General features: G+C 74.1%; 14 protein-coding genes. 3 read left to right on the forward strand and 11 right to left on the reverse strand.

Annotated elements, in window-relative coordinates; translation table 11 throughout:
- Nucleotides 1–11 precede the first annotated feature (11 nt).
- The 8 genes from OG990_RS11150 to OG990_RS11185 are packed head-to-tail and all read right to left on the reverse strand — an operon-like array spanning nt 12 to nt 16,832.
- Entirely contained in the window at nt 12–515 is a 504-nt protein-coding gene (locus OG990_RS11150) for a (2Fe-2S)-binding protein (RefSeq protein ID WP_406080273.1), read from the reverse strand.
- Nucleotides 512–1,336 (reverse strand): FAD binding domain-containing protein, encoded by an 825-nt coding sequence (locus tag OG990_RS11155; protein ID WP_406080274.1) that lies wholly within the window; start codon nt 1,334–1,336, stop codon nt 512–514. Before OG990_RS11155 ends, OG990_RS11150 begins: the two co-directional genes overlap by 4 nt.
- On the reverse strand, nt 1,333–2,109 hold the full coding sequence (locus OG990_RS11160) for a thioesterase II family protein (protein WP_406080276.1): 777 nt from the start codon (nt 2,107–2,109) through the stop codon (nt 1,333–1,335). Before OG990_RS11160 ends, OG990_RS11155 begins: the two co-directional genes overlap by 4 nt.
- The gene (locus OG990_RS11165) at nt 2,106–3,293 is read right to left on the reverse strand and encodes a Gfo/Idh/MocA family oxidoreductase (protein ID WP_406080278.1); all 1,188 of its coding nucleotides are present in this window, start codon (nt 3,291–3,293) and stop codon (nt 2,106–2,108) included. The genes OG990_RS11160 and OG990_RS11165 overlap by 4 nt, the downstream gene beginning before the upstream one ends.
- Nucleotides 3,290–4,396, reverse strand: coding sequence for an NAD(P)H-binding protein (locus OG990_RS11170; protein ID WP_406080279.1), 1,107 nt, complete (start codon nt 4,394–4,396; stop codon nt 3,290–3,292). Before OG990_RS11170 ends, OG990_RS11165 begins: the two co-directional genes overlap by 4 nt.
- A gap of 1 nt (nt 4,397) precedes the next feature.
- A complete protein-coding gene (locus OG990_RS11175; RefSeq protein ID WP_406080280.1) occupies nt 4,398–9,416 on the reverse strand; it encodes an amino acid adenylation domain-containing protein in 5,019 nt (1,672 codons plus the stop codon).
- Nucleotides 9,413–15,847: an amino acid adenylation domain-containing protein gene (locus tag OG990_RS11180; protein WP_406080281.1), complete on the reverse strand. Its 6,435-nt coding sequence runs from the start codon at nt 15,845–15,847 to the stop codon at nt 9,413–9,415. The genes OG990_RS11175 and OG990_RS11180 overlap by 4 nt, the downstream gene beginning before the upstream one ends.
- A gap of 16 nt (nt 15,848–15,863) precedes the next feature.
- On the reverse strand, nt 15,864–16,832 hold the full coding sequence (locus OG990_RS11185) for a ferritin-like domain-containing protein (protein ID WP_406080282.1): 969 nt from the start codon (nt 16,830–16,832) through the stop codon (nt 15,864–15,866).
- Between the two features lie 78 nt (nt 16,833–16,910).
- Between OG990_RS11185 and OG990_RS11190 the strand changes: the two genes are divergently transcribed.
- On the forward strand, nt 16,911–18,188 hold the full coding sequence (locus OG990_RS11190; RefSeq protein WP_406080284.1) for a condensation domain-containing protein: 1,278 nt from the start codon (nt 16,911–16,913) through the stop codon (nt 18,186–18,188).
- Here OG990_RS11190 and OG990_RS11195 read toward each other — a convergent pair.
- The gene (locus tag OG990_RS11195; RefSeq protein ID WP_406080286.1) at nt 18,185–19,723 is read right to left on the reverse strand and encodes a GMC family oxidoreductase; all 1,539 of its coding nucleotides are present in this window, start codon (nt 19,721–19,723) and stop codon (nt 18,185–18,187) included. The two genes, OG990_RS11190 and OG990_RS11195, sit on opposite strands and share 4 nt — an antisense overlap.
- Nucleotides 19,724–19,802: 79 nt before the next feature.
- Between OG990_RS11195 and OG990_RS11200 the strand changes: the two genes are divergently transcribed.
- Nucleotides 19,803–20,198 carry a VOC family protein gene (locus OG990_RS11200; protein WP_406080288.1) on the forward strand — a complete coding sequence of 132 codons (396 nt, stop codon included), beginning with the start codon at nt 19,803–19,805 and terminating at the stop codon, nt 20,196–20,198.
- Between the two features lie 35 nt (nt 20,199–20,233).
- Here the strand turns inward: OG990_RS11200 and OG990_RS11205 are convergent, their stop codons facing one another.
- Nucleotides 20,234–21,289, reverse strand: a complete 1,056-nt coding sequence (locus OG990_RS11205; RefSeq protein WP_406080289.1) for an acyl-CoA dehydrogenase family protein — start codon at nt 21,287–21,289, stop codon at nt 20,234–20,236.
- A gap of 29 nt (nt 21,290–21,318) precedes the next feature.
- Nucleotides 21,319–22,479: an acyl-CoA dehydrogenase family protein gene (locus OG990_RS11210; protein ID WP_406080290.1), complete on the reverse strand. Its 1,161-nt coding sequence runs from the start codon at nt 22,477–22,479 to the stop codon at nt 21,319–21,321.
- Between the two features lie 78 nt (nt 22,480–22,557).
- On the opposite strand from OG990_RS11210, the gene OG990_RS11215 reads away from it, so the two are divergent.
- Nucleotides 22,558–23,397: a thioesterase family protein gene (locus OG990_RS11215; RefSeq protein WP_355604576.1), complete on the forward strand. Its 840-nt coding sequence runs from the start codon at nt 22,558–22,560 to the stop codon at nt 23,395–23,397.
- Nucleotides 23,398–23,403: the final 6 nt, after the last annotated feature.

The raw sequence follows: 23,403 nt of genomic DNA on the forward strand, positions 1-23,403 counted from the left end.
GTGTCTGGCGGTCATCCGACCTGTCGGGCCTCGTCGAGGGCGAGCACGGCTCGGACGATGTTGTGGTAGCCGGTGCAGCGGCACAGGTTCCCCTTGAGGGCGTGCCGCACGTCGTGCTCGGTGAGCGGCCCCGGGTTCTCCTCCAGCAGGCTCACCACCGCGAGGACCATGCCGGGGGTGCAGAAGCCGCACTGCAGGGCGTGGTGCTCTCCGAACGCCTCCTGCACCGGGTGCAGCCGGTCGCCGTCGGCGAGCCCCTCGGCGGTGCGGATCTCGGCGCCGTCGGCCTGCGCCGCCAGCAGGCTGCACGACTTGACCGACCGCCCGTCGAGCAGCACGGTGCACGCCCCGCAGGAGGAGGTGTCGCAGCCGACCGTCGTGGCGGTCAACCCCAGCTCCTCGCGCAGCAGGTGGACCAGCAGGGTACGGGCCGGCACCCGCCGGCTGTCCGGGCGGCCGTTGACGGTGGCGGTGACGGTGACGCTCGTCGTGCCGAGCCGGGCGTCGATGCTCATCGTGATCCCTCCACGGTGCCGGAATCGGCCAGGGCGCGGGCCACCAGCACCCGGCTCAGGTGCCGTCGGTAGGCGGTCGAGGCGCGTACGTCGTCGGGTGGGTCGCACCCCTCGTCGGCGCGCGCCGCCGCGGCGACACCGGCGCCCTCGGCGAGGGCCGCCTCGACCCCGTGCGCCCGCCGGATGGTCGGGCCCATGCCGGCCAGCGCGACCCGACCGTCGGCGACCGCGACGGCCACCACCGACCACTCCAGCGCCGGCCGGGCGAAGGTCCGGTAGCTCCACCGCACCGGGCCGGGCAGTGGCACCCGTACCTCGGTGACGAGTTCGTCGGGACGGCAGACCGTCACCCCGGGCGCGACGGCCAGCTCGGCGGCGGGCACCTGCCGGGTGCCGGCCACGCTGCGCAGCACCACGACCGCGTCCAACGCGACCAGGGCCAGCGGCAGGTCCCCGGCCGGGTCGGCCTGGGCGAGCGCGCCGCCCACCGTCCCCACGTGCCGCACCTGCGGATCACCGATCGCCGCCGTCGCGACAGCCAACATCGGGGCGTACCGGTCGACCAGCGGGTCGGAGAGCAGCCGGTGGTAGCGGGTCAGCGCGCCCACGGCCAGGTGGTCGTCGCGGTACGCCACGAAGGACAGCTCCTCGACCCGGCCGAGGTCCAGCAGGGTGTCGACGCGGTCCCGGCGCAGCTTCAGCGCCGGCAGCAGCGACTGCCCGCCGGCCAGCGGCCGCAACTGGTCGCCGTACGCCTGGCGCAGCTCCAGTGCCTCGGCCAGGTCCCGGGCCCGGTGGTAGTGCAGGTTCGCCGGGATCACGGGCCGGCCGCCGACCAGGTGGGCACCGGGCTGCGGTGCGTGGCGCGCAGGATCGTCTCGATGAGCTGGTTGCGGCGCGGAAGCAGGTAGAAGTGGCCGCCGGGGAACGTGTGCAGGGTGAACCCGGCGCGGGTGCGGTGGGCCCAGTCGTCGGCCTCGTCCGCGGTGACCTCGGGGTCGTCCGCGCCGATGCAGGCCAGCACCGACACCCGCAGCGGCACCGGCGGCTGCGGACGGTAGGTCTCGGCGATCCGGTAGTCGGCGCGCAGCACCGGCAGGGCGATCGCGCGTATCCCTTCGTGCTCCAGCGCCTCGCGACCGGTGCCGCCGAGCCGTCCGGTCTCCGCCCACAGCGTGTCGTCGTCGGCCAGGTGCACGCTGGTGTCCCGCAGCCGGCCCGGCCCCGGGCGGCCGGAGACCACCAGCGCCCGCAGCACGCTGCCGGGGCCGTCCAGTCGGCGTGCCGTCTCGTACGCCACCGACGCCCCGAGGCTGTGCCCGAACAGGACGACCGGCGCGTCGGCCGGCAACGCCCGCACCTCCCCGGCGACTCCCTCGGCCAGGGTCGGCAGGTCGGCCGCGAAGGGTTCCCCGGCCCGGTCCATCCGGCCCGGATACTGCACACCGTGCACCTCGACGTCGTCGGGCACCTGGCCCGACCACGGCCGGTAGAAGGCGGCGTTGCCGCCGGCGTGCGGAAAACAGACGAGACGCAGCGCCGGCCAGCGCAGGGGCCGGGGGCAGCGCAGCCAGGTGCGGACGGCGGGGGTCACGGGCGCGCCCCGATCCGCTCCGGCAGCTGGGACGCGGCCGGCGGCGCGTCAACTGCCCCGGCGGCGGCGTCGGCCAGTTCCGCCACGTCGGACGCGACGAGCATCCGCGGCGGGACCGAGTGCACCAGGTCGGGCGGCCCCAACCGGGTGGTGACGTCCTGCCACAACTGGCACAGGCTCAGGTGGTACTGGCCGTGTCGGGCCAGCTTCTCCCCACCCAGCGCCGCCCGGTGCAGGTTGCCCAGCGCGTACCCGACGCCGGCCGGCCAGACCTCCTCGAACACGGTGCGGTAGCTGGGCGCGACCGCGTCGGCCAGCGGCTGCGCGCTCGGCACGTCCAGGTGGTCGGGTTCGGCGCTCTCCCCGTCGGCGAAGTGCGGCCGGCCCACCCCCCGGTCCTGCACCTGCTGGGGGAAGTCCGGCCGAGGGCTCCACACGGTGGGTCCGTGGGTGCCGACCAGGGTGAGGTTGCCGGCCTCGGTGCCGATGGTGACCCGGTGCAGCAGGTGCGCGTAGTTGTCGGGGTCCGCCGGGTCCATCTGGTTCTGCACCCGCAGGGTCAGCGGCACCCCGGCGAGCACCCCGTCGAGGCTGCGGAACGGCACGTCCACCCGGGACAGTCGGCGTACCTGCTCGGGCAGCTCGACCGCCGGGGCCAGGCCCCACGGGCGTACCCCGCCGAGGGCCTGGCCGAGGATGTCCAGCAGCGCGTACGCGACCTGGAAGCCGCAGGCCGCGTCGACGTAGCGCGCCGGCTGCCGGGCCAGCAGCGCCCGGGTTGCGGCGAGGAACCGGCGCACCGGGGCGGTGTGTACGTAGAACGAGTTCAGGTGGTAGACGACGCCGGCGCGGCCGGCGGTCCGCAGACACTCGACCAGTTCGTCGTGGTGCAGCGGATGCTCCTGCAGCACGTGCAGCCCGCGTTGCATCAGCGCCCGGGCCACCTCGCCGCCCGGCCCGCCGAGCAGGCCACCGCGGATCACCACGCAGGCCAGCGTGATGTCGTCGGGCACCTGGGCCACGTCGGTCCACAGCGGCACCCCGTAATGCCGGGCGCACGCGACCGAGCGGGCGCTGCCCCCGGCGAGGATCCCGGCCAGCTCGAACGGAAAGTCGGGCTGCCGGAACGCCTGCAGGTACACCTGGCCGAACTTGGTGCCGGCGACCAGCACTCTCGGTTTCACGCCACCCCCTCCTCGATCAGGTCGTGCGACCCCAGCGGACCGTCGTCGACCTGCAGCGATGTGACCGCCGGGCTGGTGTGCAGCAGGTCCACCGTCCATGCCGGGTCCACCGCCTCGGCGAGGTGGTGCACCCCGGGTGGCACGGCGCCGGCGGCGATCGCCAGCGCGCCGAGGGCGACCGCCGCGCCGGTGAGGGCGTTCGCGCCGACCCCCCGGCAGGCCAGCACGCGGCTGCCCGCCGGGCCGGTCGCCTCGATGACCAGCAACTGGTAGCGGGGTCGACCGAAGGTGTCCAGCTCCGCCGCCCGGCGCAGCTCGGCCGCCGCGTCGGCGAGCTGCGCCGCCGTCGCGCCGTCGCGCACCCGTCGGGCGCCCGCGGCGAGCGCGGCCGGCAGCCGGCTGCCGGCAAATGCCGACCACCAGTCGACGTCGGTGAGGCCGAGCCGGCGGGCGACCCGCTCGGTCTCGGTGCTGAGGTACGGCTGCAGCAACACCGGCTCGTCGAAGAACGGCACCGGTACGTCCGCCCGGGCTGCGAGGGCACGGCTGCGCCGCGTGCTGTCCCGCCACGCGGCCAACGGCTCGCCGTAGTCGGCGTTCCCGGCGGCGAGGAAGTCCAGGGCGGCGCCGGGCGTGAACCCGTCGCGACCACCGACGTACCCGGTCATCCGCCGCGCTCCCGGCACCTGCGTCACGAGGTAGGCGGGGAGCAGCCCGGACAGCCCGGGCATCAGCCCGGCGGAGAGCAGCGCGACCCGGTCCGCGGCCGCGGGCAGGGCGGACACCGCCGCGTGCAGCGGGTCGTCACCGGCCGCGTCGACGTAGGCGGCGCCGCTGCGCGCCGCCGCGCGGGCCACCGTGTCGCCGATCGAGGCCGCCGGTCCGGCGCAGTTGACGACGGTGTGGCAGCCGGCGCAGAACGCGTCCAGGCTCGCGGCATCGGTGACATCCACGGCCCGCACGTGGACCCTCGGGTCGTCGGTGACAAGTCGGGCGGGGTCACGGGTGCCGGCGCGTACGGTGTCGGTGCCCCAGAGCAGCAGGTGCGTCAGGGCGTGCCGGCCCACCCCGCCGGTGGCGCCCACCAGGGCTACCGTCCCCACGTCAGCCGTCCCCGGCGATCGGACCGGCCCACCCGGCCGGGTCGTCCGGCACCCGGCGCACGATCAGCTCGCCCAGGCACACGTCGCGCCACCAGTCGACCCCCGCCGGGTCCGGCTCGGACGGGCAGAGCAGCGTGACGTCTCCCGCGTACGGGGAACTGCCGTAGCCGTCGCCGGTGAACGGGTCGACGACCGCCAGCGCGACGTCCACCCCGGATTCGGTGAGCTGCCGGGCCAGCTCCAACGCCAGCACCCCGGCCTCCCCCCGGCCCACCAGCACCACCGCCCCGGTCGAGACGTGCTCGGCCAGCGCCGCCGTGTAGTCGGCGGCGAGGCGTTGCACCAGCGGCGCCGGGTCGAGACCGGCGTACCGCTGCAGGCCGGTGTCCGCGATCCCGCACACCGTTCCCGAGCCGGCCAGCCGCTCGGCCAGCCCGGCGTACCCGTCGAGGCTGCCGCTGCCGTCGTGCACCAGGACGTACCGGGGCGGGCCCGCACCGGCCAACGGCACCACCTCGCCGGTGTCGCTGGCCGCCGGTTGCTCGTCCGCCGCGACGCCGCCAGCGGCCAGGTGGTCGGCCAGGTCGGCCACGGTGGGGTGTTCCAGGATCCGGCGCAGCAGTTCGTCGAAGAAGACGTCGGCGGCGGCCGGCACCCGCTCGGTGAGCTGGCCGGCGAGCTTGGCGGCGAGCAGCGAGTCGCCACCGAGGGCGAAGAAGTCCGCGTCTCGCCCGACCCGCTCCACCCGCAGCACGTCGGCCCAGACGGCCGCGATCTGCTCCTCCAGCTCGGTGAGCGGCGCCGTGGCGGCCGCCTCGGGACCGGCCGTCGTGGCCGCCACCAGCCGGTGTACGGCTGCCCGGTCCAGCTTGCCGTTCGCCGTGCGGGGCAGCTCGTCGACCACCTGCAGCACGCCCGGGATCATGTAGTCGGGCAGCCGGTCGGCCAGGTGCGTCCGCAGCTCGTCGGGCACCACCCGCCGCCGGTCGGCCTTGACCTGCGCGGCGATGATCCGCATGCCGAGCCCTGCCATCGGGTCACCGGTCGGCGGCAGGTCGAGCACGGGCGCCGCGCCGGCGGCGGCGAGCAGACCGCGCCACTCGTCGCCGGTGAGGAACGTCCGGTCGGTGCCCTGCCGCAGGTCGGCGAAGTCCCCGAGGTCGTCGTCGAGCCGAACCAGCAGCTCCAGCGACGTCATGATCTGGTAGTGCTCCCGGGTCATCTCCAGCAGCACCAGGTGTCCGCCGGGGGCGAGCAGGCCGCGCAGCCGCGCCAGGGTGGCCGGTACGTCCCGGGTGGCGTGCAGGACGTCGCCGGCGATCACGATGTCGGCGCTGTTCGGCGGAATTCCCTGCCCGGCCAGGTCGGCGTCCAGGTCCAGCTGCGCGAAGCGGATGCCCGGCCGGTCGGCGAAGCGCTGCCGGCCGGCACCGAGGAAGAACGCCGACAGGTCGGTGTAGAGGTAATCGACGTCGAGGCCGTCCAGCGCGTCGAGCACGGCTGCGGTCGTACCGCCGGACCCGGCGCCGACCTCGACGATCCGCACCGGTCCGGTAAGCCGCTCGACGAGGGCCCGGACGGTCGAGGCCGCGACCGTGTTGGCCCACCGGTTGAACAGGGCGTCGGCGTAGAGGTTGTCCGACACGGCCAGTTCGCCGCCGGGAAAGAGCAGCGCGAGGGGGTCCTCGTCGTCGCGCAGTAGCGCCGGCAGCGCGACGGCGCTGGCCTGGAAGTACCGGACCAGTTCGGGGGACTCCCCGACCGCCGCCGCTCGCTCGGCCGCCGCGTCCCAGGCCCGCGCGGCCGGCGGCGGCGTGGCCACCAGCCGGTAGCCGTCGTCGTGCCGCAGCACCCCGGAGTCGGTGAGCGCCCGCAACCAGCGACGCAGCAGCCGGCGGTGCCGGGGCGCGACGCGGGTGGCGGCGTACACCTCAGCCAGGCTGTGCGGGCGGTCGTCCAGGGCGAGGCCGGCGGCGCGCAGGGTGTCCAGCATGGCGGCGAGACCGAGGCGGTCCAGCTCGTGCAGGTACGCCTCGTAGGCTCCCAGGTCGGTGCCGGCGACCAGGGCGGCCCCGGCGGCGGTGGGCCCGGCCGGGTCGAGCGGCTGCCCGGGGCCGGGCTCGACGGCGGCGGGCTGGACGGCGGCGGCCAGCCGCTTCTCCAGTGGACGGTCACCGTCCACCACCGCGATCGCCCCACCCACGGCGGGGTGCGCCAGCAGCGCCGACTCGACCTCGGCCAGCTCGATCCGATGGCCGCGGATCTTGACCTGGAAGTCCTCCCGGCCGAGGAACTCGATGGTGCCGTCGGGCAGGTAGCGGCCGAGGTCGCCGGTGCGGTACAACCGTTCGCCGCTGGCCGGGTCGGTGACGAACCGCTCGGCGGTACGTGCCTCGTCGCCGAGGTAGCCGAGGGCCAGCCCGGCCCCGCCGATGTACAGCTCCCCGGTGACCCAGTCCGGACGGGGCCGCAACGCGGCATCGCGCACGTGCCAGGTCTGGTTGGTCAGCGGCACCCCGTACGGGATGCTGCGCCAGGACGGGTCGACCCGGCCGATCGGGTGGATGATCGACCAGATGGCGGCCTCGGTCGCGCCGCCGAGGCTGACCACGGCCAGGCCGGGGACCAGGTCGCGGATCTGGTCCGGCAGGGTGACCGGAATCCAGTCGCCGCTGAGCAGGGCCAGCCGCAGCGAGGGGATCCGGACCATCGGCGCGGCCGCGAGGTAGTCGGCGAGCATCTGCAACTGCGCCGGCACCGAGTTCCAGACGGTCACCTCGTTCTCGGCGACCAGCTCCGCCCAGTGGGTGGGGTCGCCCCGCCGCTCGGGTGCGGGCAGCACCAGCGCCGCACCGACCGCGGGCGGGCCGAACAGGTCGTAGACGGACAGGTCGAAACCGAGGTTGGCCAGGCCGAGCACCCGGTCGTCCGGGGTCACGTCGAACCTGCTGTTGATGTCCGCCACGGTGTTCAGGGCCGCCCGGTGGGTGATCACCACGCCCTTCGGCGTGCCCGTCGACCCGGACGTGTGGATGACGTACGCCCGGTCGTCCGGGCCGATCGGCCGCGCCGGCAGCTCCGTCGGCGCCGGCCCGTCGAGGTCGTCCACCCCGATCGGCAGCACGCCCGCCGGCCAGTCCCCGTCCACCCGGGCGGCCTCGGTGAGGACGTGCCGGATCCCCGCACCATCGAGGATCAGGTCGCGGCGGGCGCGCGGCTGGTTGGTGTCGACCGGCACGTACGCGCCGCCGGCCAGCAGCGCGCCGAACACCGCGACCACCTGCCGCCAGCCTTTGTCGGCGACCACCGCGACCAGGGCGCCGGGCCGGCAGCCCTCCTCGGTGAGCCGGGCGGCCACCGCCATGGCGCGACCGGTGAGCTGCCGGTAGGTGAGCGTGCCGTCCCGGGCCACCACCGCCACCCGGTCCGGGGTCCGCAGCGCCTGGGCGAGGACCCCCTCGTGCAGCAACCCGCCGGGCAGCGGCGCGGCGGTGGCGTTGACCTCGGCGCGGCGACGGGTACTCGCCTCCGGAAGCGCGACCGGGGCCAGCTCCTCCCACGCCTCGTCGGTGCCCGCCAGCCGGCGCAGCAGCGCGGCGTACGCGGCGAACATCTCGTCGACCACGCCGTCGGGAAAGACGCCGTCGCGGACGTCCCAGTTGGTGGCCAGCCCGCCGGAGCGCTCGATGTTCTGGCAGTCGATCCAGACCTGCGGGGTCTGGCTGATGCCGTACCCCAGCTCGCCGAAGCCCTCCACGCCGGTGTCGCCGCCCAGCCCGATGGCGCTGGTGAAGACGATGGGCATCAGCGCGGCGTCGGCGCCTCGCCGGCGGGCCAGCTCGCGGACCACGTCGACGCCGGAGAACCGGCGGTGGTCCAGGTCGGACCAGAGCTGCGCCTGGATCCGCTTGGCCCGCTCCTGGACCGGCACGTCCGGGCTCTGCTCCACGGCGAGCAGGCTGACCGAGGTGAAGTCGCCGACGATCCGGTCCACCTGCGGGTGCGTCGGCGCCCGGTTGAGCAGGGTGACGTCGACGGTGAAGCGCGGGTGGGCGCTCCACGCCGCGATCACCTCGACGTACGCGGCGAGCACCGCCCCGGAGGCGCTGATCCCGTGCCGCCCGGCGCGCTGGCGCAACCCGGCCCACTCGGTCGGGTCCAGCCGCAGGTCGAGGCGGCGGAAGCGGGGCGGCGCGGCGGTGCCGTCGCCGCGCAGGGGCAGCTCCGGCGCGGGCGGCAGGTCGTCGAGGCGGGCCAGCCACCAGCCCCGGTCGGCCTCGTGGCCAGGGCCGCCGCGCAGCGGCTCGGTGGCCAGCAGGTGATCGCGGAACGTCAGCGTCAGCTCGTCGGTGGGCGGGTCACCGGCGTACCGGCGGCCCAGCTCGTCGAGCAGGATGTTGATGCTGACGAAGTCGCAGATCAGAAAGTCGATCGAGAAGTGCAGGACGCAGCGCTGCGGGCCGCGGGTGACCCGCAGCGCGAACAGCGGCCACTGCTGCGGGTCGTAGCGGCGGTGGTCCAGCTCCGCCCGGGTGGCGGCCACCGCGTCGGCGAAGCCGGCCGCGTCCGCGTCGCGCACCTCGATCCGGTACGCCGGCACGTCGGGCCGTACCTGCTGGGAGCCGTCACGGTTGACGACGGCCCGCAGCATGTCGTGCCGGGCGACGACCTCGTGCCAGGCACGTTCCAGCTGGCCGACGTCCAGCTCGGTGAAGTCCAGCTCGCCGTACCCGTGGCAGCCGACCCCGCCGTAGGCGAAGCTGTCGCCCCGCCCGAGCAGGTACGCGCTCTGCACGTCGGTGAGCGGGAACGGCTCGTAGTGCTGCTCCGGGTGCGGCACCGCAGTGGGCGCGGCGGCGTCGCGCAGCACGGCCAGCACCTGTTCCTTGTGCTGGCGCAGCGCGGCGCGTCGCTGTTCGGTGAGAACGCCGGTGGGGGCCCGGAAGCGGAGCTGGCCGTCCTCCTCCCAGAGTTGGACGCCGAACTGCGCCAGCTCGGCGACCAGGTCCTGCCCGTTCATATGGCCCCTTCCTCGTACGTACCGGCGGCGTGCTGCACGGCGGTGGCCAGGTCCGCGATGGTCGGTCGGTCGAGCAGGCCCCGCATCGGCAGGTCGACGCCGTACCGCTCGCGCAGCACGGCCAGCAACCGGGTGGCGAGCAGGCTGTCCCCGCCGAGGCTGAAGAAGTTCCGGGTGCGGCCGGGGACGGGGCAGTTCAACAGGTCGGCCCAGAGCGCCCCGAGGTCGTGCTCCAGCCCGGGTCGGGGTGGCTCGTCGGCCGGCCCGCTGTCCCCGCTGGCGAGCAGGGCGGCCACCGCGCCCCGGTCGATCTTGCCGTTGCCGCTCAACGGCAGGTGGTCGAACACCGCGACGTGCTCCGGCACCATGTACGAGGGCAGCCGGTCGACAACGAACGTGCTGGTGGCGTCCGGGTCGAGAACGACACCCGGCTCGGCGACGACAGCGGCGGCGAGCCGGCGGGCGCTGCTGCCAACGGCCACCACCACCGCCTCCCGCACACCGGGGCACCCGGTCAGAGCCGCCTCCACCTCGCCCAGCTCGATGCGATGCCCACGGATCTTTACCTGGAAGTCCGCCCGACCGAGGAACTCCAACGTCCCGTCCGGCCAGTACCGACCCAGATCACCCGTCCGATACCACCGCACCCCGTCATAAGCCACGAACCGCTGCGCCGTCCGTTCCGGATCACCCCGGTAGCCGGCCGCCACCCCGACCCCACCGATCCACAACTCCCCCACCACCCAGTCCGGACAGTCCCGACCCCGCCCGTCCACCACCCGGTAGCGCTGGTTGGGCAGCGGAAGCCCGTACGGAATGGACCGCCAGTGCGCCGGCACCCCGTCCACGTCGAACGCGTTGGACCAGATGGCCGCTTCGGTGGCGCCGCCGAGGGCGGTGAGCCGGGCGTCCGGGCGCAGCGCCACCAGCCGGTCGCGCAGGTCCAGACCGACCCAGTCGCCGGAGACCAGGGCGTGCCGCAGCGTGCCGAGCGGTTCGTCGCCGGCCGCGGTGAGCAGCATGTCGAGCAGGGCGGGCACGGTGTTCCAGACGGTGACGCCGTGCTCGCCGACCAATCGCAGCCAGGTGCGGGCGTCCCGCCGCTGCCCCTCCTCGACGAGTACGACGGCGCCTCCGATGCCGAGGAGCGCGAAGATGTCGAACACCGACAGGTCGAAGTCCAGCGCCGACACCGCCAGCACCCGGTCGTCCGCGTCGAGGCGCAGGCGGTCGCTGACGGCCGCGAGGGTGTTCACGGCCGCCGCGTGGGACACCTCGACGCCCTTGGGCTCGCCGGTGGAGCCGGAGGTGAAGATGACGTACGCGAGCGCTGTCGTGTCGACCGGTACGCACGCGTCGAGGGCGGGACCGCCGTCGCCGGCCGGGTCGAGACCGTCCGCGCCGATGACCGTCTTCACGTCGGCCCGGGTGAGGATCCGCTCCCGGCGGACCACCGGCTGGTCCACGCCCACCGGCACGTACACGCCGCCGGCGGCGAGCACACCCAGCACCGCGACGACCTGGTCGACGCCCTTGGGCAGGCACACCCCGACCGCGTCCCCCGGACCGACACCGGCCCGCGTCAGGGCGCCGGCCAGGGTCAACGCCCGCCCGGCCAGGTCACCGTAGGACACCGCCACCTGGTCACCGAGCAGCGCCACCCGACCCGGCTCCCGGGCCGCCCACGCGAAGAACCCGTCGTGCAGCCGACCCGATGGAATCGGCGCGGTGGTCGCGTTCACCCGGTCGCGGACCGCCCGCTGCCCCTCGGGGAGCCCGACCGGCACGATCCGCGCCCAGTCACCGGCGGTGAGGGTGGTCAGCAGTTCGACGTACGCGGCGAACATCGCCTCCACCACGCCGGGCGGGAACAGCTCGGCCACCACGTCCCAGTTGATGCTCAGACCGCCGTCGCGTTCCATCACCTGGTTGTCCAGCCACACCTGCGGGGTCTGCGAGGCGCCCCAGATCTGCTCACCGAACGGCAGGGACATGTTGACCAGGTCGTCGCTGATGCCCAACGCGCTGGTGAAGACCACCGGCATGGTGGCGGCGGGGGCGCCGGTGCGGCGGGCGATCTCCCGCAGCACCCAGATGGCGGAGACCCCGTTGTGCTCCATGCCGTCCCACATCCGCTCCTGCAACCGCCGGACCAGGGTCAGGAAGTCGTCGGCGGCGCCGGGCCGGTGTGGGACGAGTAGCAGCGAGGTGAAGTCGCCGAGCACGTGGTCGATGTCGGGGTGGACCTCCCGACGGTCGAAGAGGGTCAGGTTGAGGGTGAGGTCGGGCCGCCCGCTCCAGGCCGAGAGCACCTCGGCGTACGCGGTGGCGAGCACGGCGGCCGGGCTCACGCCGTGGGCGCGGGCCGCGTCGACCAGGGCCGTCCACGCCGCGGGGTCGAGGCGGGCCTCGTGGCGGACGAAGCGGGGGGCGCGTACCCGTTCCGGGTCGACGGCGAGCGGGAGTTGCGGCGCGGGCGGCAGCTCGGCCGCCTGCGCCGACCAGTAGCGCTGGTCGGCCTCGACCGTGGCCTCGTCGGGCTGGGCGGTGAGCACGTAGTCGCGGAACGACACGCCGATCGGGCGCAGCGGCGCGTCGAGGTCGACGTAGAGGGCGGACAACTCGGCGAAGACGGTGACGATGCTGAGCGCGTCGAGCACGATGTAGTCAAAGCTGAACGCCAGCCGGACGCGGCGCTCGCCGTACCGGACGGCCTCGATGGCCACCAGCGGCCAGCGGGTCGGGTCGGCGACGCGGTGCGACAGCCGTTCGCGCAGGTCGGCGAGCGCGGCCTCGCCCTCGCCGACCGGGATCCGCACCTCGGGCACCTCGGGCTGGACGCGCTGGCGTCCGTCGGGGTCGAAGACGGCCCGCAGCATCTCGTGCCGCCGGACCAGCCGGTTCCAGGCCGCGGTGAGCCGGTCGAGGTCCACGTCCGCGCCGTCGAACTCCCAGTACCAGTGGGACCCGACCTCGCCGAGGGCGAAGTCGCCGGTCCGGCCCATCCAGTACGCCCGCTGCACGTCGGTCGCGGGGAACGGCTCGAGGCGGTGCGCGGGGTCGGCGGCGAACGTGCCGGTGAGCCCGGTTTTCGGGTCGAGCCGTACCCCGGCGGCGAATCCGGCGAGCGTCGGCTCGGCGAAGAGGCGGCGCAGTTGGCCGCCGGCCAGCCCGGCCGACCGCATCCGGCCGAGTAGCCGGGTGGCGAGCAGGCTGTCCCCGCCGAGGGTGAAGAAGCTGTCGGTGCGGCCGACGGTCGGTACATCGAGCAGGTCGGCCCAGAGGGTGGCAAGCGTCGTCTCGACCGGCCCGACGGGTGCCTCGACGGTGGTGGGCCGGTCGGTGCGGTCGGCGAGCAGGGCGGCCACCGCGCCCCGGTCGATCTTGCCGTTGCCGCTCAACGGCAGGTGGTCGAGCACCGCGACGTGCTCCGGCACCATGTACGAGGGCAGCCGGTCGACGACGAACACCCGTACCGCCTCGGGGTCCAGGTCGGACACGTCGGGCACGACGACGGCGGCGAGCCGACGGGCACTGCTGCCGACGGCCACCACCACCGCCTCCCGGACACCGGGGCACTCGGTCAGGGCCGCCTCCACCTCGCCCAGCTCGATGCGATGTCCGCGGATCTTGACCTGGAAGTCCGCCCGACCGAGGAACTCCAACGTCCCGTCCGGCCAGTACCGACCCAGATCACCCGTCCGATACCACCGCACCCCGTCCTGCCCCACAAACCGCTGCGCCGTGCGCTCCGGATCACCCCGATAGCCCGCCGCCACCGCCGCACCGCCGATCCACAACTCCCCCACCACCCAGTCCGGACAGTCCCGACCCCGCCCATCCACCACGCGGCAGTGCTGGTTGGGCAGCGGAACCCCGTACGGGATGGACCGCCAGTGCGCGGGCACCTCGCCCACCTCGAAGACGGTCGAGTGGATGGAGGTCTCGGTGGTGCCGCCCAGGGCGACCAGCCGTGCCTCCGGGCGCAGCGCCACCAGCCGGTCGCGCAGGTCCAGACCGACCCAGTCGCCGCCGAGCAGCGCCAGCCGGAGATGGTCCAGCCCGCCCTCCGCCTCGGCGGCGGTCAGCAACATGTCCAGCAGCGCGGGGACGGACTGCCAGACGGTGACCAGGTGCGCGTCGACGAGCCGACGCCAGGCGCTCGCGTCGCGCCGCTGCCCCTCCTCGACGAGTACGACGGCGCCGCCGACGCCGAGGAGCGCGAAGATGTCGAACACCGACAGGTCGAAGTCCAGCGCCGACACCGCCAGCACCCGGTCATCCGGACCGATGTGAAAGCGCTGGCGGATGGCCTCGATGGTGCTGCCGGCGGCGCTGTGCGGCACCTCGACGCCCTTGGGTTCGCCGGTGGAGCCGGAGGTGAAGATGACGTACGCCAGCGCCGTCGCGTCGACCGGCACGCACGCGTCGAGGGCGGGACCGCCGTCGCCGGTCGGGTCGAGACCGCCGTCGCCCACGACGACCGTAGCGCCGGCCCGCTGCCAGATCCGGTTGCGCCGTGCGGCCGGCTGGTCCACGCCCACCGGCACGTACACGCCGCCGGCGGCGAGCACACCCAGCACCGCGACGACCTGGTCGACGCCCTTGGGTAGGCACACCCCGACCGCGTCCCCCGGACGCACCCCGGCCCGTGTCAGCGCGCCGGCCAGGGTCAACGCCCGTCCGGCCAGGTCACCGTAGGACACCGCCACCTGGTCACCGAGCAACGCCACCCGACCCGGCTCCCGGGCCGCCCAACCGAAGAGACCGTCGTGCAGCCGGCCCACCGGCAGTGTCGCCGCCGTGTCGTTGGCCCGCCGCCGAACCGCCCGCTGCCCCTCGGGCAGCAGGTCGAGCGGCGACCCGGTCCAGTCGCTGTCGGTGAGCCAGGTCAGCAACCGGACGTACGCGCCGAACATCGCCTCCGACACGCCGGGTGGGAACAGCTCCGCCACCACGTCCCAGTTGAGGTAGAGGCCGCCCTCGCGCTCGGTGACCTGGTTGTCCAGCCACACCTGCGGGGTCTGCGAGGAGGTCCACACCGGGTCGCCGAAGCACTCCCGGACCTCGGCGCCGAAGAGGTCGCCGAGGCTGAGCGCGCTGGTGAAGACCACCGGGGCGAGCACGCCCCGGTCGGACCGGGCGCGGGCCAGGTCGCGCAGCACGTCCACCCCGGAGTACGCGCTGTGGGCGACGTCCCGGGCGAACTGCTCCTGAAGTCGGCGGGCGCGGTCGACGAACGGCACCTCGTCGGTGGCGTCGACCTCGAGCAGCAGCAGGTTGGTGAAGTCCCCGCTGAGCAGCGGCACGTCCGCGTGGTACGGCGTCCGGTCGTACAGCGGCAGGTTGAGCAGGAAACGCTGCCGGCTGCTCCAGGCGGCCAGGACCTCGGCGAAGGCCGTCAGGAACACCATCGACAGGGTGACGCCGTGCTCGCGTGCGCGGGCGGCGAGCCGGTCCCGATCGGCGCCGGTGAGCCAGTGGTGGTGCCGGAGCACCCGGTGCCCGGAGATGCGTTCCGGAGCCACGGCGACCGGCAGGTCGGGCCCACCGGGCAGGTCGCTCACCCGCTGCCGCCAGTAGCGGGCCGCGGCCTCGCGGGCGGCGGCCCGACGCCGCTCGTGGGTGGCCAGGTAGCGGGGGTAGCTGTAGCCGATGGCCGGCAGTGGCTCGTCGGGCCGGCGGTAGAGGCTGGCGAGGTCGGCGAGGAGCACCCGGAAGCTGTGCGCGTCGGCGACCAGCATCTCGATCTCCACGTGCACCCGGCTCGCCCCATCGGGCAGCAGGGAGAGCTGGATGTCGAACACCTCGCCCCGGTCCACCCGCAGGGTGCGGTGGGACAGGGTGGCGCGCAGGTCGGTGAGCCGCCGGTCCCGCTCGTCCGCCGGCAGGTCGCGCAGGTCGTGCACGGTCAGGCCGGGCCAGGCGCCGTCCGGGGTGATCTGCTGCCGGCCGTCGTCCAGAAAGCGGGCCCGGAGCATGTCGTGGCGGCGGACCAGCGCCCGGATCGCCTGGTGCAGCCGGTCCGGGTCCACCTGCCGGCCGTCGAACTCGTTGTAGAAGTGCGCGCCCACACCGCCGAGCGCCTGGTCCCCGGCGCGTCCGACCCAGTACGCGTGCTGCATGGTGGCCAGAGCGAACGGCTCGGCCGGGTCGACCGTCACCTCGTCGTCGTCCTCGGCCGGCCCGTCGGCGGGTGCCGCGTCCTCGTCCGTCGGTTGGGCCAACGCGTGCCACTGCCGGACGCTGCGGTGCTCGATGAGCTGGGCGAAGGTGAGCCCCGCGCCGGCCCAACGGGCGGCGAGCCGCATCAGCCCGATCGAGTCCAGGCCGCGTTCCAGCAGGTCGTCGTCGGGCGACACCGGCTCCTCGAGCAGCGACGCGGCGTCGGCGCACATGCCGTCCAGAGTCAGCGTGGTCAGCACTGGCATGTCTACTCCCGACAGGTCAGGCGCGGGGGACGCGGATCGAGCGGTCGGCGAACCCGATGAGGTCCAGTCGCTCCAGGCCGTCGCGGACCCGGGGAGTCAGCAGGCCGATGTTGGCCAGGGCGGTGACCACCCGGGCGAAGATGGCCTGCCGATACTTGATCATCAGCTCGTTGTGCGAGGCGAAGTCGACGCCCTCGGCCCGGTCGACCTCGATGCGCTCCCAGACGTCCTCCAGCAGGAACCGGCGTCGCATCAGGCTCGCCGAGTCCAGCACCATCTCCTCGCGGTCGGCCAGCTCGGCGCTGGTCATCTCCCGGTAGATGCCCTCCAGCGACAGCACCCCGAACGACACGTGCCGGGCCTCGTCGCGGGCGACCAGCCGGGTGATGTCGCAGATGAGACGGTCGTGGAAGGTGCTGTTGGCCAGCCGGAACGCGGCCATCGCCAGGGCCTCGACCACGATCTGCATACCCAACGCGGTGATGTCCCACCGGGAGTCGGAGAGCAGATCCTCGATGAGTTCGGCCAGCGCCGGGTTGATCGGGTACGGATGCGGCACGTTCTCGCGCAGGTAGCGGGAGAACACCTCGACGTGTCGCGCCTCGTCGGCGGCCTGACTCGCGGCGTAGTACTTGCTGTCGAGGTCGGGCACCACCTCGACCAGGCGCGCGGCGACGACCAGCGCCCCCTGCTCACCGTGCAGGAACTGGCTCACCATCCAGGACTGCAGCTCCCATCGGAAGGTGTCCCACATCGGGCGGCCCCGCCGCGCCAGTGGGGACGCCTCGAAGGACGCCATGGCGAACGCGGAGTCGTCGGGCAACGGTTCACCGAACGGCACCTCGATCGACCAGTCGACATCCGTGCTGGCGTTCCACTGCGCGCTCTTGGCCCGTTCGTAGAGGGAGAGCACCCGGGGCATCTCGGACTCGTACCGCCACGTCAGTTGTGCACGCACGGGGGTGGTCACCGACAGACCAGACATGCGCCCAAGGTACCGAGAGACAACACAAGATGCCAGACCCTTGATGACAGATACAACGACCGGCGGTACGGTCGTGCCGTGGCACCCCAACCCGTACCGGCCTCCGTGGGACAGCGGCTGCTCGGCATCATCGAGCACTACCGGGCGGACCACGGGGCGTTGAACTGCCCGCTGCTCTGCCGTCTCTCCGGCGAGGTCGACCTGGCGGCGCTGCGGCGGGCGCTGACCGCGTTGACCGCGCGGCACGAGGCGCTGCGGACCACCTTCGCCGGCCGGGGGCCACGGCTGTCCCAGCTCGTGCACGACCCGCGGCCCGTCGAGCTCACCGTGGTCGACCTGCGCGGTGAGCCGGATCCGCACGTCGCAGCCGACGCGGCCGTCACCGCGGAGCTGGCCAGCCGGGTGGACGTCGCGCACTGGCCGACCCGGGCCACCGCCTGGCGGGTCACCGACCACGAGGTGATCCTCTGCTTCACCATGCACCACCTGGTCACCGACGCCTGGTCGTGCGGGTTGCTCTTCGAGGAGCTGCGCATCCTCTACGCCGGGTCGCCCGCCGAGCTGCCGCCAATGCGCTGGCAGTACCCGCAGTTCGTGGCCTGGCAGGAGGATCGCCTGGCCGGCACCGAACTGGACCGGCAACGCGAGTTCTGGCGTGAGCAGCTGACCGGGCTGCGGCTGCCGCGCCTGCCGTACCGCGAGCCGCCACCGGGAGCCACCCCGGGCGTGCTGGCCCGGGATCTCGACGCCGTCGTCGCCGACGGACTGCGCGCCCTGGCCCGGCGACACCACACGACGCTGTTCACCGTGGCCCTGGCCGTCTACTACGCCGTCCTGCACCGCGTCACCGGGCAGGGCGACCTCGCCGTCGCCTCGCTGTTCGCCAACCGGAGCCGGCCGGAGAGCCAACGCACCGTCGGCTTCTGCGCCAACATGGTCGTGCTGCGCACCCGGCTGCCGCCGTTCGCCACCTTCGCTGCCCTGGTACAGGCGACCCACGCGACGACCGCCGCAGCCTTCGCCAACCAGGAGCAGCCCTACCAGGCCGTGTCCACCGGCAGCGCCAACCTGGGCGGCCGGGTCGACGACGTGGTGTTCCAGATGATGGCCGAGCTGACGCACCGCGTGCGGGCCGGCGACACCGAGTTCGAGTTGCTCGTCCCGGAGGCGATCGGCAGCCGCTTCGGCACCGAGCTGGCGCTCGCCCCGCGCGGGGACGGGCTACGGGTGGTGCTGTTCCACACGCCACGGCTGGCGCCGACGGACGCCGTCCGGCTGCTCGACGGCTACCTCACCGTCGCGCGGGCCGTCGTGGCCAACCCCGCTGCGGCACTGTCGACGCTGCTGCGCCGTTAGCGGGGCGTACCGGCGATCAGCTCGGCGCCGCGCTCGCCGATCATGATGCTGGTCAACGCGGCGGGCGCGCGCAGCGGCACCGGAACGATGGAGGCGTCCACCACCCGCAGGTTGGCCACGCCACGCACCCGGCACCGGCCGTCGACGACCGCGCCTGGGTCGTGCGCCGCGCCCATCCGCGCGCCGCCGACCAGGTTCAACCGGCTGTACGTGGTGGCGCGCAACATGTGGTCCAACTGCTCGTCGTCGCCCACGACCGCGTCGTCGACGAGCGCGAACCGGGCGACGGTCTTGGTGAAGGCCGCCTGGTTGGCGATCTCCCACGCGTGCCGGTACGCGTCGCGCATCCGGGCGAGGTCACCGTCGGCGGAGTAGAAGCCGAGGTCGACAACGGGCGGGGTCGTCCCGTCGGCGCCGCGCACCGAGATCCGCCCCCGCGACGCCATCGCCATGTCGCCGATCATCACGGTGTTGACCTGGTCGGCGCCGATGATCCGGTCCAGACCCGCGCCGGCGCCACGGGAGGTGCTCATCCCGGTGAACAGGCTCAGGTAGAACGCCTGGTCGGCCTCGTGGCCCGGAATGCCGGCGAGCCGCGCGATGAGCTGGGTACGCGGCCAGTCGCCGCCCACCGTCTCCGGCTCGGGCACCACCAGGATGATCGCGCCGGGCTGGTCGATCACGTCGGCGCCCACGCCCGGCAGGTCGATCAGCGGCGTGATCCCGGCGGCGCGCAGCTCGTCGGCAGGGCCGATCCCCGAACGCAGCAGCAGGGCCGGGCTGTACGGAGAGCCGGCGCAGAGGATGACCTCGCCTGCGCCGATGGTCTCCCCCGCGACCTGCACGCCCACCGCCCGCCCGTCGGCCAGCAGCACGCGGTCGACCTCGGCGTCGCCCCGGACGACCAGATTGGACCGGGATCGGGCCGGGTCGAGGTGGGTGAGGGCGGTGGACATCCGCAGCCGGTCGTGCCGGTTCTGCGGATACATCCCGATGCCGACGGCGTCGGGGGCGTTCATGTCCTCCTGGTAGTCGTGGCCCAGGCCGAGCGCGGCCTGCAGGAAGCCGTCCATCGCCGGTGTCAGCTCACCGCGCGACCAGCGGGTGATCGGGACGGGACCGTCGGCACCGTGGTAGTCGCGGTCGCCGAACTGCTGGTCGGCCTCCAGCCGGCGAAACGCCGGCAGCACCGCCGGCCAGTCCCACTCCGGCAGGCCGAGGGCACCCCACCCGCCGAAGTCGGCGGCCGGGGCCCGCATGGCGCCCCGGTCGTTGATCTGCGTGGAGCCACCGACCACCCGGCCGCGCCGCAGCGGCGCGTCCCGCCCGGCGACGACGGTCGCCCGCAGGTCCCAGTCGAAGCCGTCCTCTGCCTCCACCGAGCCGGTGCGCAACGCCTCGGGCACGGCTGCTCCGACGAGGTCGGGGCCGGCCTCCAGCAGCAGCACGGACCGGCCCGCGTCCTCGCTCAGGCGGGCCGCCAGCACCGCGCCCGCCGCACCCGCGCCGACGATGACGTAGTCGTAGCGAAGCATGGGCTCAGCGTAGCCGAACACACGACATGCCAGGACGCATCACATGTGCTATCCGCGTTTCTTCATTAGACTCTCGTGTATGAGTAGAGGTCCGGAAGTCATCCCCACCCTGCGCTACCGCGACGCTCCAGCCGCCATCCGGTGGCTGGTCGACGTCGTCGGTTTCCACGCGGAGCTGGTCGTCCCCGGCCCGGACGACTCCATCAGTCACGCGCAGCTGACCTGGGGCAACGGCATGGTCATGCTCGGTTCACAGACGGACGGCAGCGACGGCCGGCTCGTTCTGGACACCGGGCCCGGCGCGACCTATGTGGTGCTCGACGACGTGGCAGCGCACTACGACCGGGTCGTCGCCGCCGGCGCCGAGGTCGTGCAGAAGCTCCGCGACGAGGACTACGGCGGTCAGGGCTATTCGATCCGCGACGCCGAGGGCAACCTGTGGAGCTTCGGCTCCTACCGACCCGGGTCGTCCTGACCACCGCCGGTTGATCCCGCGCACGGCCGGCGGGGTCAACCGTCCAGCAGCAGTCCGGCCAGCTCGGCCCGGGCGTCGGCGACCGTGCCGTCGAAGGTGGCCAGCCACCACGCCCGGCGATACCAGTGGTGCAGCGGCTGCTCCCAGGTGAAGCCACTGCCGCCGTAGGTCTGGATGGCCGCCTCGCAGGCGGTCATCGCGGCCTCGCGGGCGGCCACGCTGGCCGTGAGCACCGCCCGGTCGGCGACCGGGCCCGACTCCGCGTCGACCGACCACGCCGCCCGGTACGCCAGCGATCGGGCGGTCTCGACCTGCCCGTAGCTCTCGGCCAACGGGTGGGCGACCGCCTGGTTCGCACCGATCGGCTGGCCGAACTGGGTCCGGGTTGCGGCGTACCCGCTCGCCCACGACAGCGCCCTCGCCGCCACGCCGACCGCCTCGGCGGCCAGGAGCGCCAGGGTCCGCCGTCGGGTCGCCGCGAGCACCTCGGCGGCGGCGTCCGCGGCCACGAGGGGCGCCGAGGGTACGCCGGTCAGCTCCACCGTCGCGACGGGCCGGGTGGGGTCGAGCGCCTGCCCGCCGACGCCGGCCGGTGCCGGCCGCAACGCGGACGCGTCGACCAGTCGCAGCTCGACGCCGTCCGGGCCGCTCGCCGCCACCACCAGGTCCACGGCGTCGGCCACGTGCGGCACACAGATCCTGCGTCCGGTCAGCGTCCCGTCGGCCGCCACGGCGCAGTCGACCTCCGAGATGGACGCCGGCCGGCGGGCGGCGGCCACGGCGTCGGCGAGGGTGCCGGGGCCGTTGTCCCCGGCCCAGGCCAGCGTCGCGGGAGCGCCGAGCGGGCGGCCCGCCGCCCGCAGCGACGGCCCGGCCAGGCCCACCGTGGCCCACCACGGCGATGGGCTACGCGCCCAACCGAGCTGCTCGGCGAGCAGCGCCAGCTCGACGGTGCCCAGCTCCACATCCAGCCAGCCGAGGCCGGTCATCTCGGCCCAGGCCGGGCCGTCGCCGGAGGACCGGTCGTCGGCGAGGTACTTCGCCGCGGTGTCCCGCAACGCCTCCTGCTCACCGGTCAGTGCGAAGTCCATGGGTCTCTCCTCGTCGTGGGAGGCGCGGGTCAGTACGACCGGGGCAGGCCCAGCACCCGCTCGGCGACCAGGTTGCGCAGCACCTCCGAGGTGCCGCCCTCGATGGTGTTGGCGCGGCTGCGCAGCATCTGGTGCCGCCAGTAGTGGTCCCAGCCGTCCGGTTCGGCGCCGGCGCCGAGCAACTGCACGGCCAGCGTGGTCAGTCGCTGGTGCGCCTGCGACCAGCGCAGCTTGATCACCGAGGTCTCCGGGCCCGGCACTCCGGTACGCGCCAGCTCGGCCAGGCCACGCCGGTTGGTCCAGCGCAGACCCTCCAGCTCGACGTAGCGGGCGGCGATCTGGTCGCGGACCAGCGGATCAGTGTCCCGACCCCGGGCTCGCGCGGTGGCGACCAGCCGTCGGAACGCCACCTCCAGCCGGGCGGTCAGGGTGAACCCGAAGGTCCCCCGCTCGTGCGCCAGGGTGGTCATCGCGACCCGCCAGCCGTCACCGAGGTCGCCCACCACCGCGTCGAGCGGCACCCGGACCTCGTCGAACTCGATCTCGGCGAACTCCGCCTCACCGGTCATCTGGCGGATCGGGCGGACCGTGACGCCGGGCGACCGCAGATCCACCAACAGGCAGGACAGCCCTCGGTGACGCCGCTGCTCCGGGTCGGTGCGCGCCAGCAGCAGACAGTGGTCGGCGAGCTGCGCGTACGACGACCACACCTTGCGCCCGGTCACCACCAGCTCGTCGCCGTCGCGCCGCGCGACGGTCCGCACGGCGGACAGGTCGCTGCCGGCCTCCGGCTCCGAGAAGCCCTGACAGAAGATGCTCTCCCCGGTGAGGATTCGCGGCAGGTACCAGGCACGCTGCTCCGGCGACCCGCAGGCGATGATCGTCGGCCCGACCATGCCGAGGCCGATGACCCCGATGTGCTCGGCGGCCTCGGCCCGGGCCGTCTCCTCCAGGTAGATCGCCGAGTACGCCGGGGACAACCCTCGCCCGCCGTACTCGGCCGGCCAGGTCAGGCCGGCGTACCCGGCGGCGTGCAGCGCGGAGGTGAACGACCGCACCGCGGCGATGTCGCCCCACCGCCCCTGCAGCGGAGCCCCGTCCGCGCCGGTGGCCACCGGCACCACGCCCGCCAGCCACTCGCGCAGTCCCGCCCGGAACCCGGCCTCCTCGGTGCTGTCACGCAGATCCATGCGCCGCATCGTACTCGTATCTGCTTTTGATCTGCAGTATCTTGTTTTCACGCGTCCCGATGCCGGAAGGGGTCCACGATGGCCAGTCTCGCGGACGACGCCGCGGTGCGGCAGACCGAACCCGGCCGGTACCGCGCCCACCTGGCGGAGGACTGGTCGGTGTGGGGGCCCAACGGCGGCTACCTGGCCGCTATCGCGCTGCGCGCGGCGGGCGAGGAGGCCGGCGGAATGCTGCCGGTGAGCCTGAGTTGCCAGTTCCTCGCGCCACCGCGCTACGGCGAGGTCGACATCGAGGTAGCCCGGGTGCACGGCACCCGTCGCGCCGCCGCCCTGCACGTCACTCTTCGGCAACGCGGCCGGACCCTGCTCACCGCGCACGTCTGGACCATCGCCGCCGGGCTGCTCGGCCCGGAGCGGCGCTGGATGCCGCCGCCGGATTTGCCCAAGCCCGACGAGCTGCCCACCCTGGTCGAGCTGATGCGCCGTGACGGCCTGCCGGTCTTGCCGATCTGGGAGCGGTGTTACGAGGTGCGGCTGGCCGGCTGGCCCGCCGGCGGCTGGACCCCGCAACGCGACGGCGTGCCGACCATCCGGGGCTGGCTGCGCCTGTACGACGAGCTACCCGCCGACGCCGACCCCTGGCTGGCGGCGGCCCGGCTGGTCTTCGCCGTCGACGTGGTGCAGTTCCCGGCGGTCGTGCAGGCGTTCGAGCAGACCACCTTCATGGCCCCGAGCATGGACCTGTACGTGGGCTTCCAGGGCGGCGACGACGGTACCGGCTGGCTGCTGGTGGAGGGGGAAGCCGCCGCCGCCACCGGCGGGGTGCTCGGTGCCCGCGCCCGCGTCTGGTCGGACACCGGGCTGCTGCTGGCCACCGGCGGTCAGCAGATGCTCTACCGGATGGCCAGCCCGGTCTGACCGGTC

The sequence above is a fragment of the Micromonospora sp. NBC_00858 genome (genome assembly GCF_045207365.1).
Lineage (GTDB): Bacteria > Actinomycetota > Actinomycetes > Mycobacteriales > Micromonosporaceae > Micromonospora.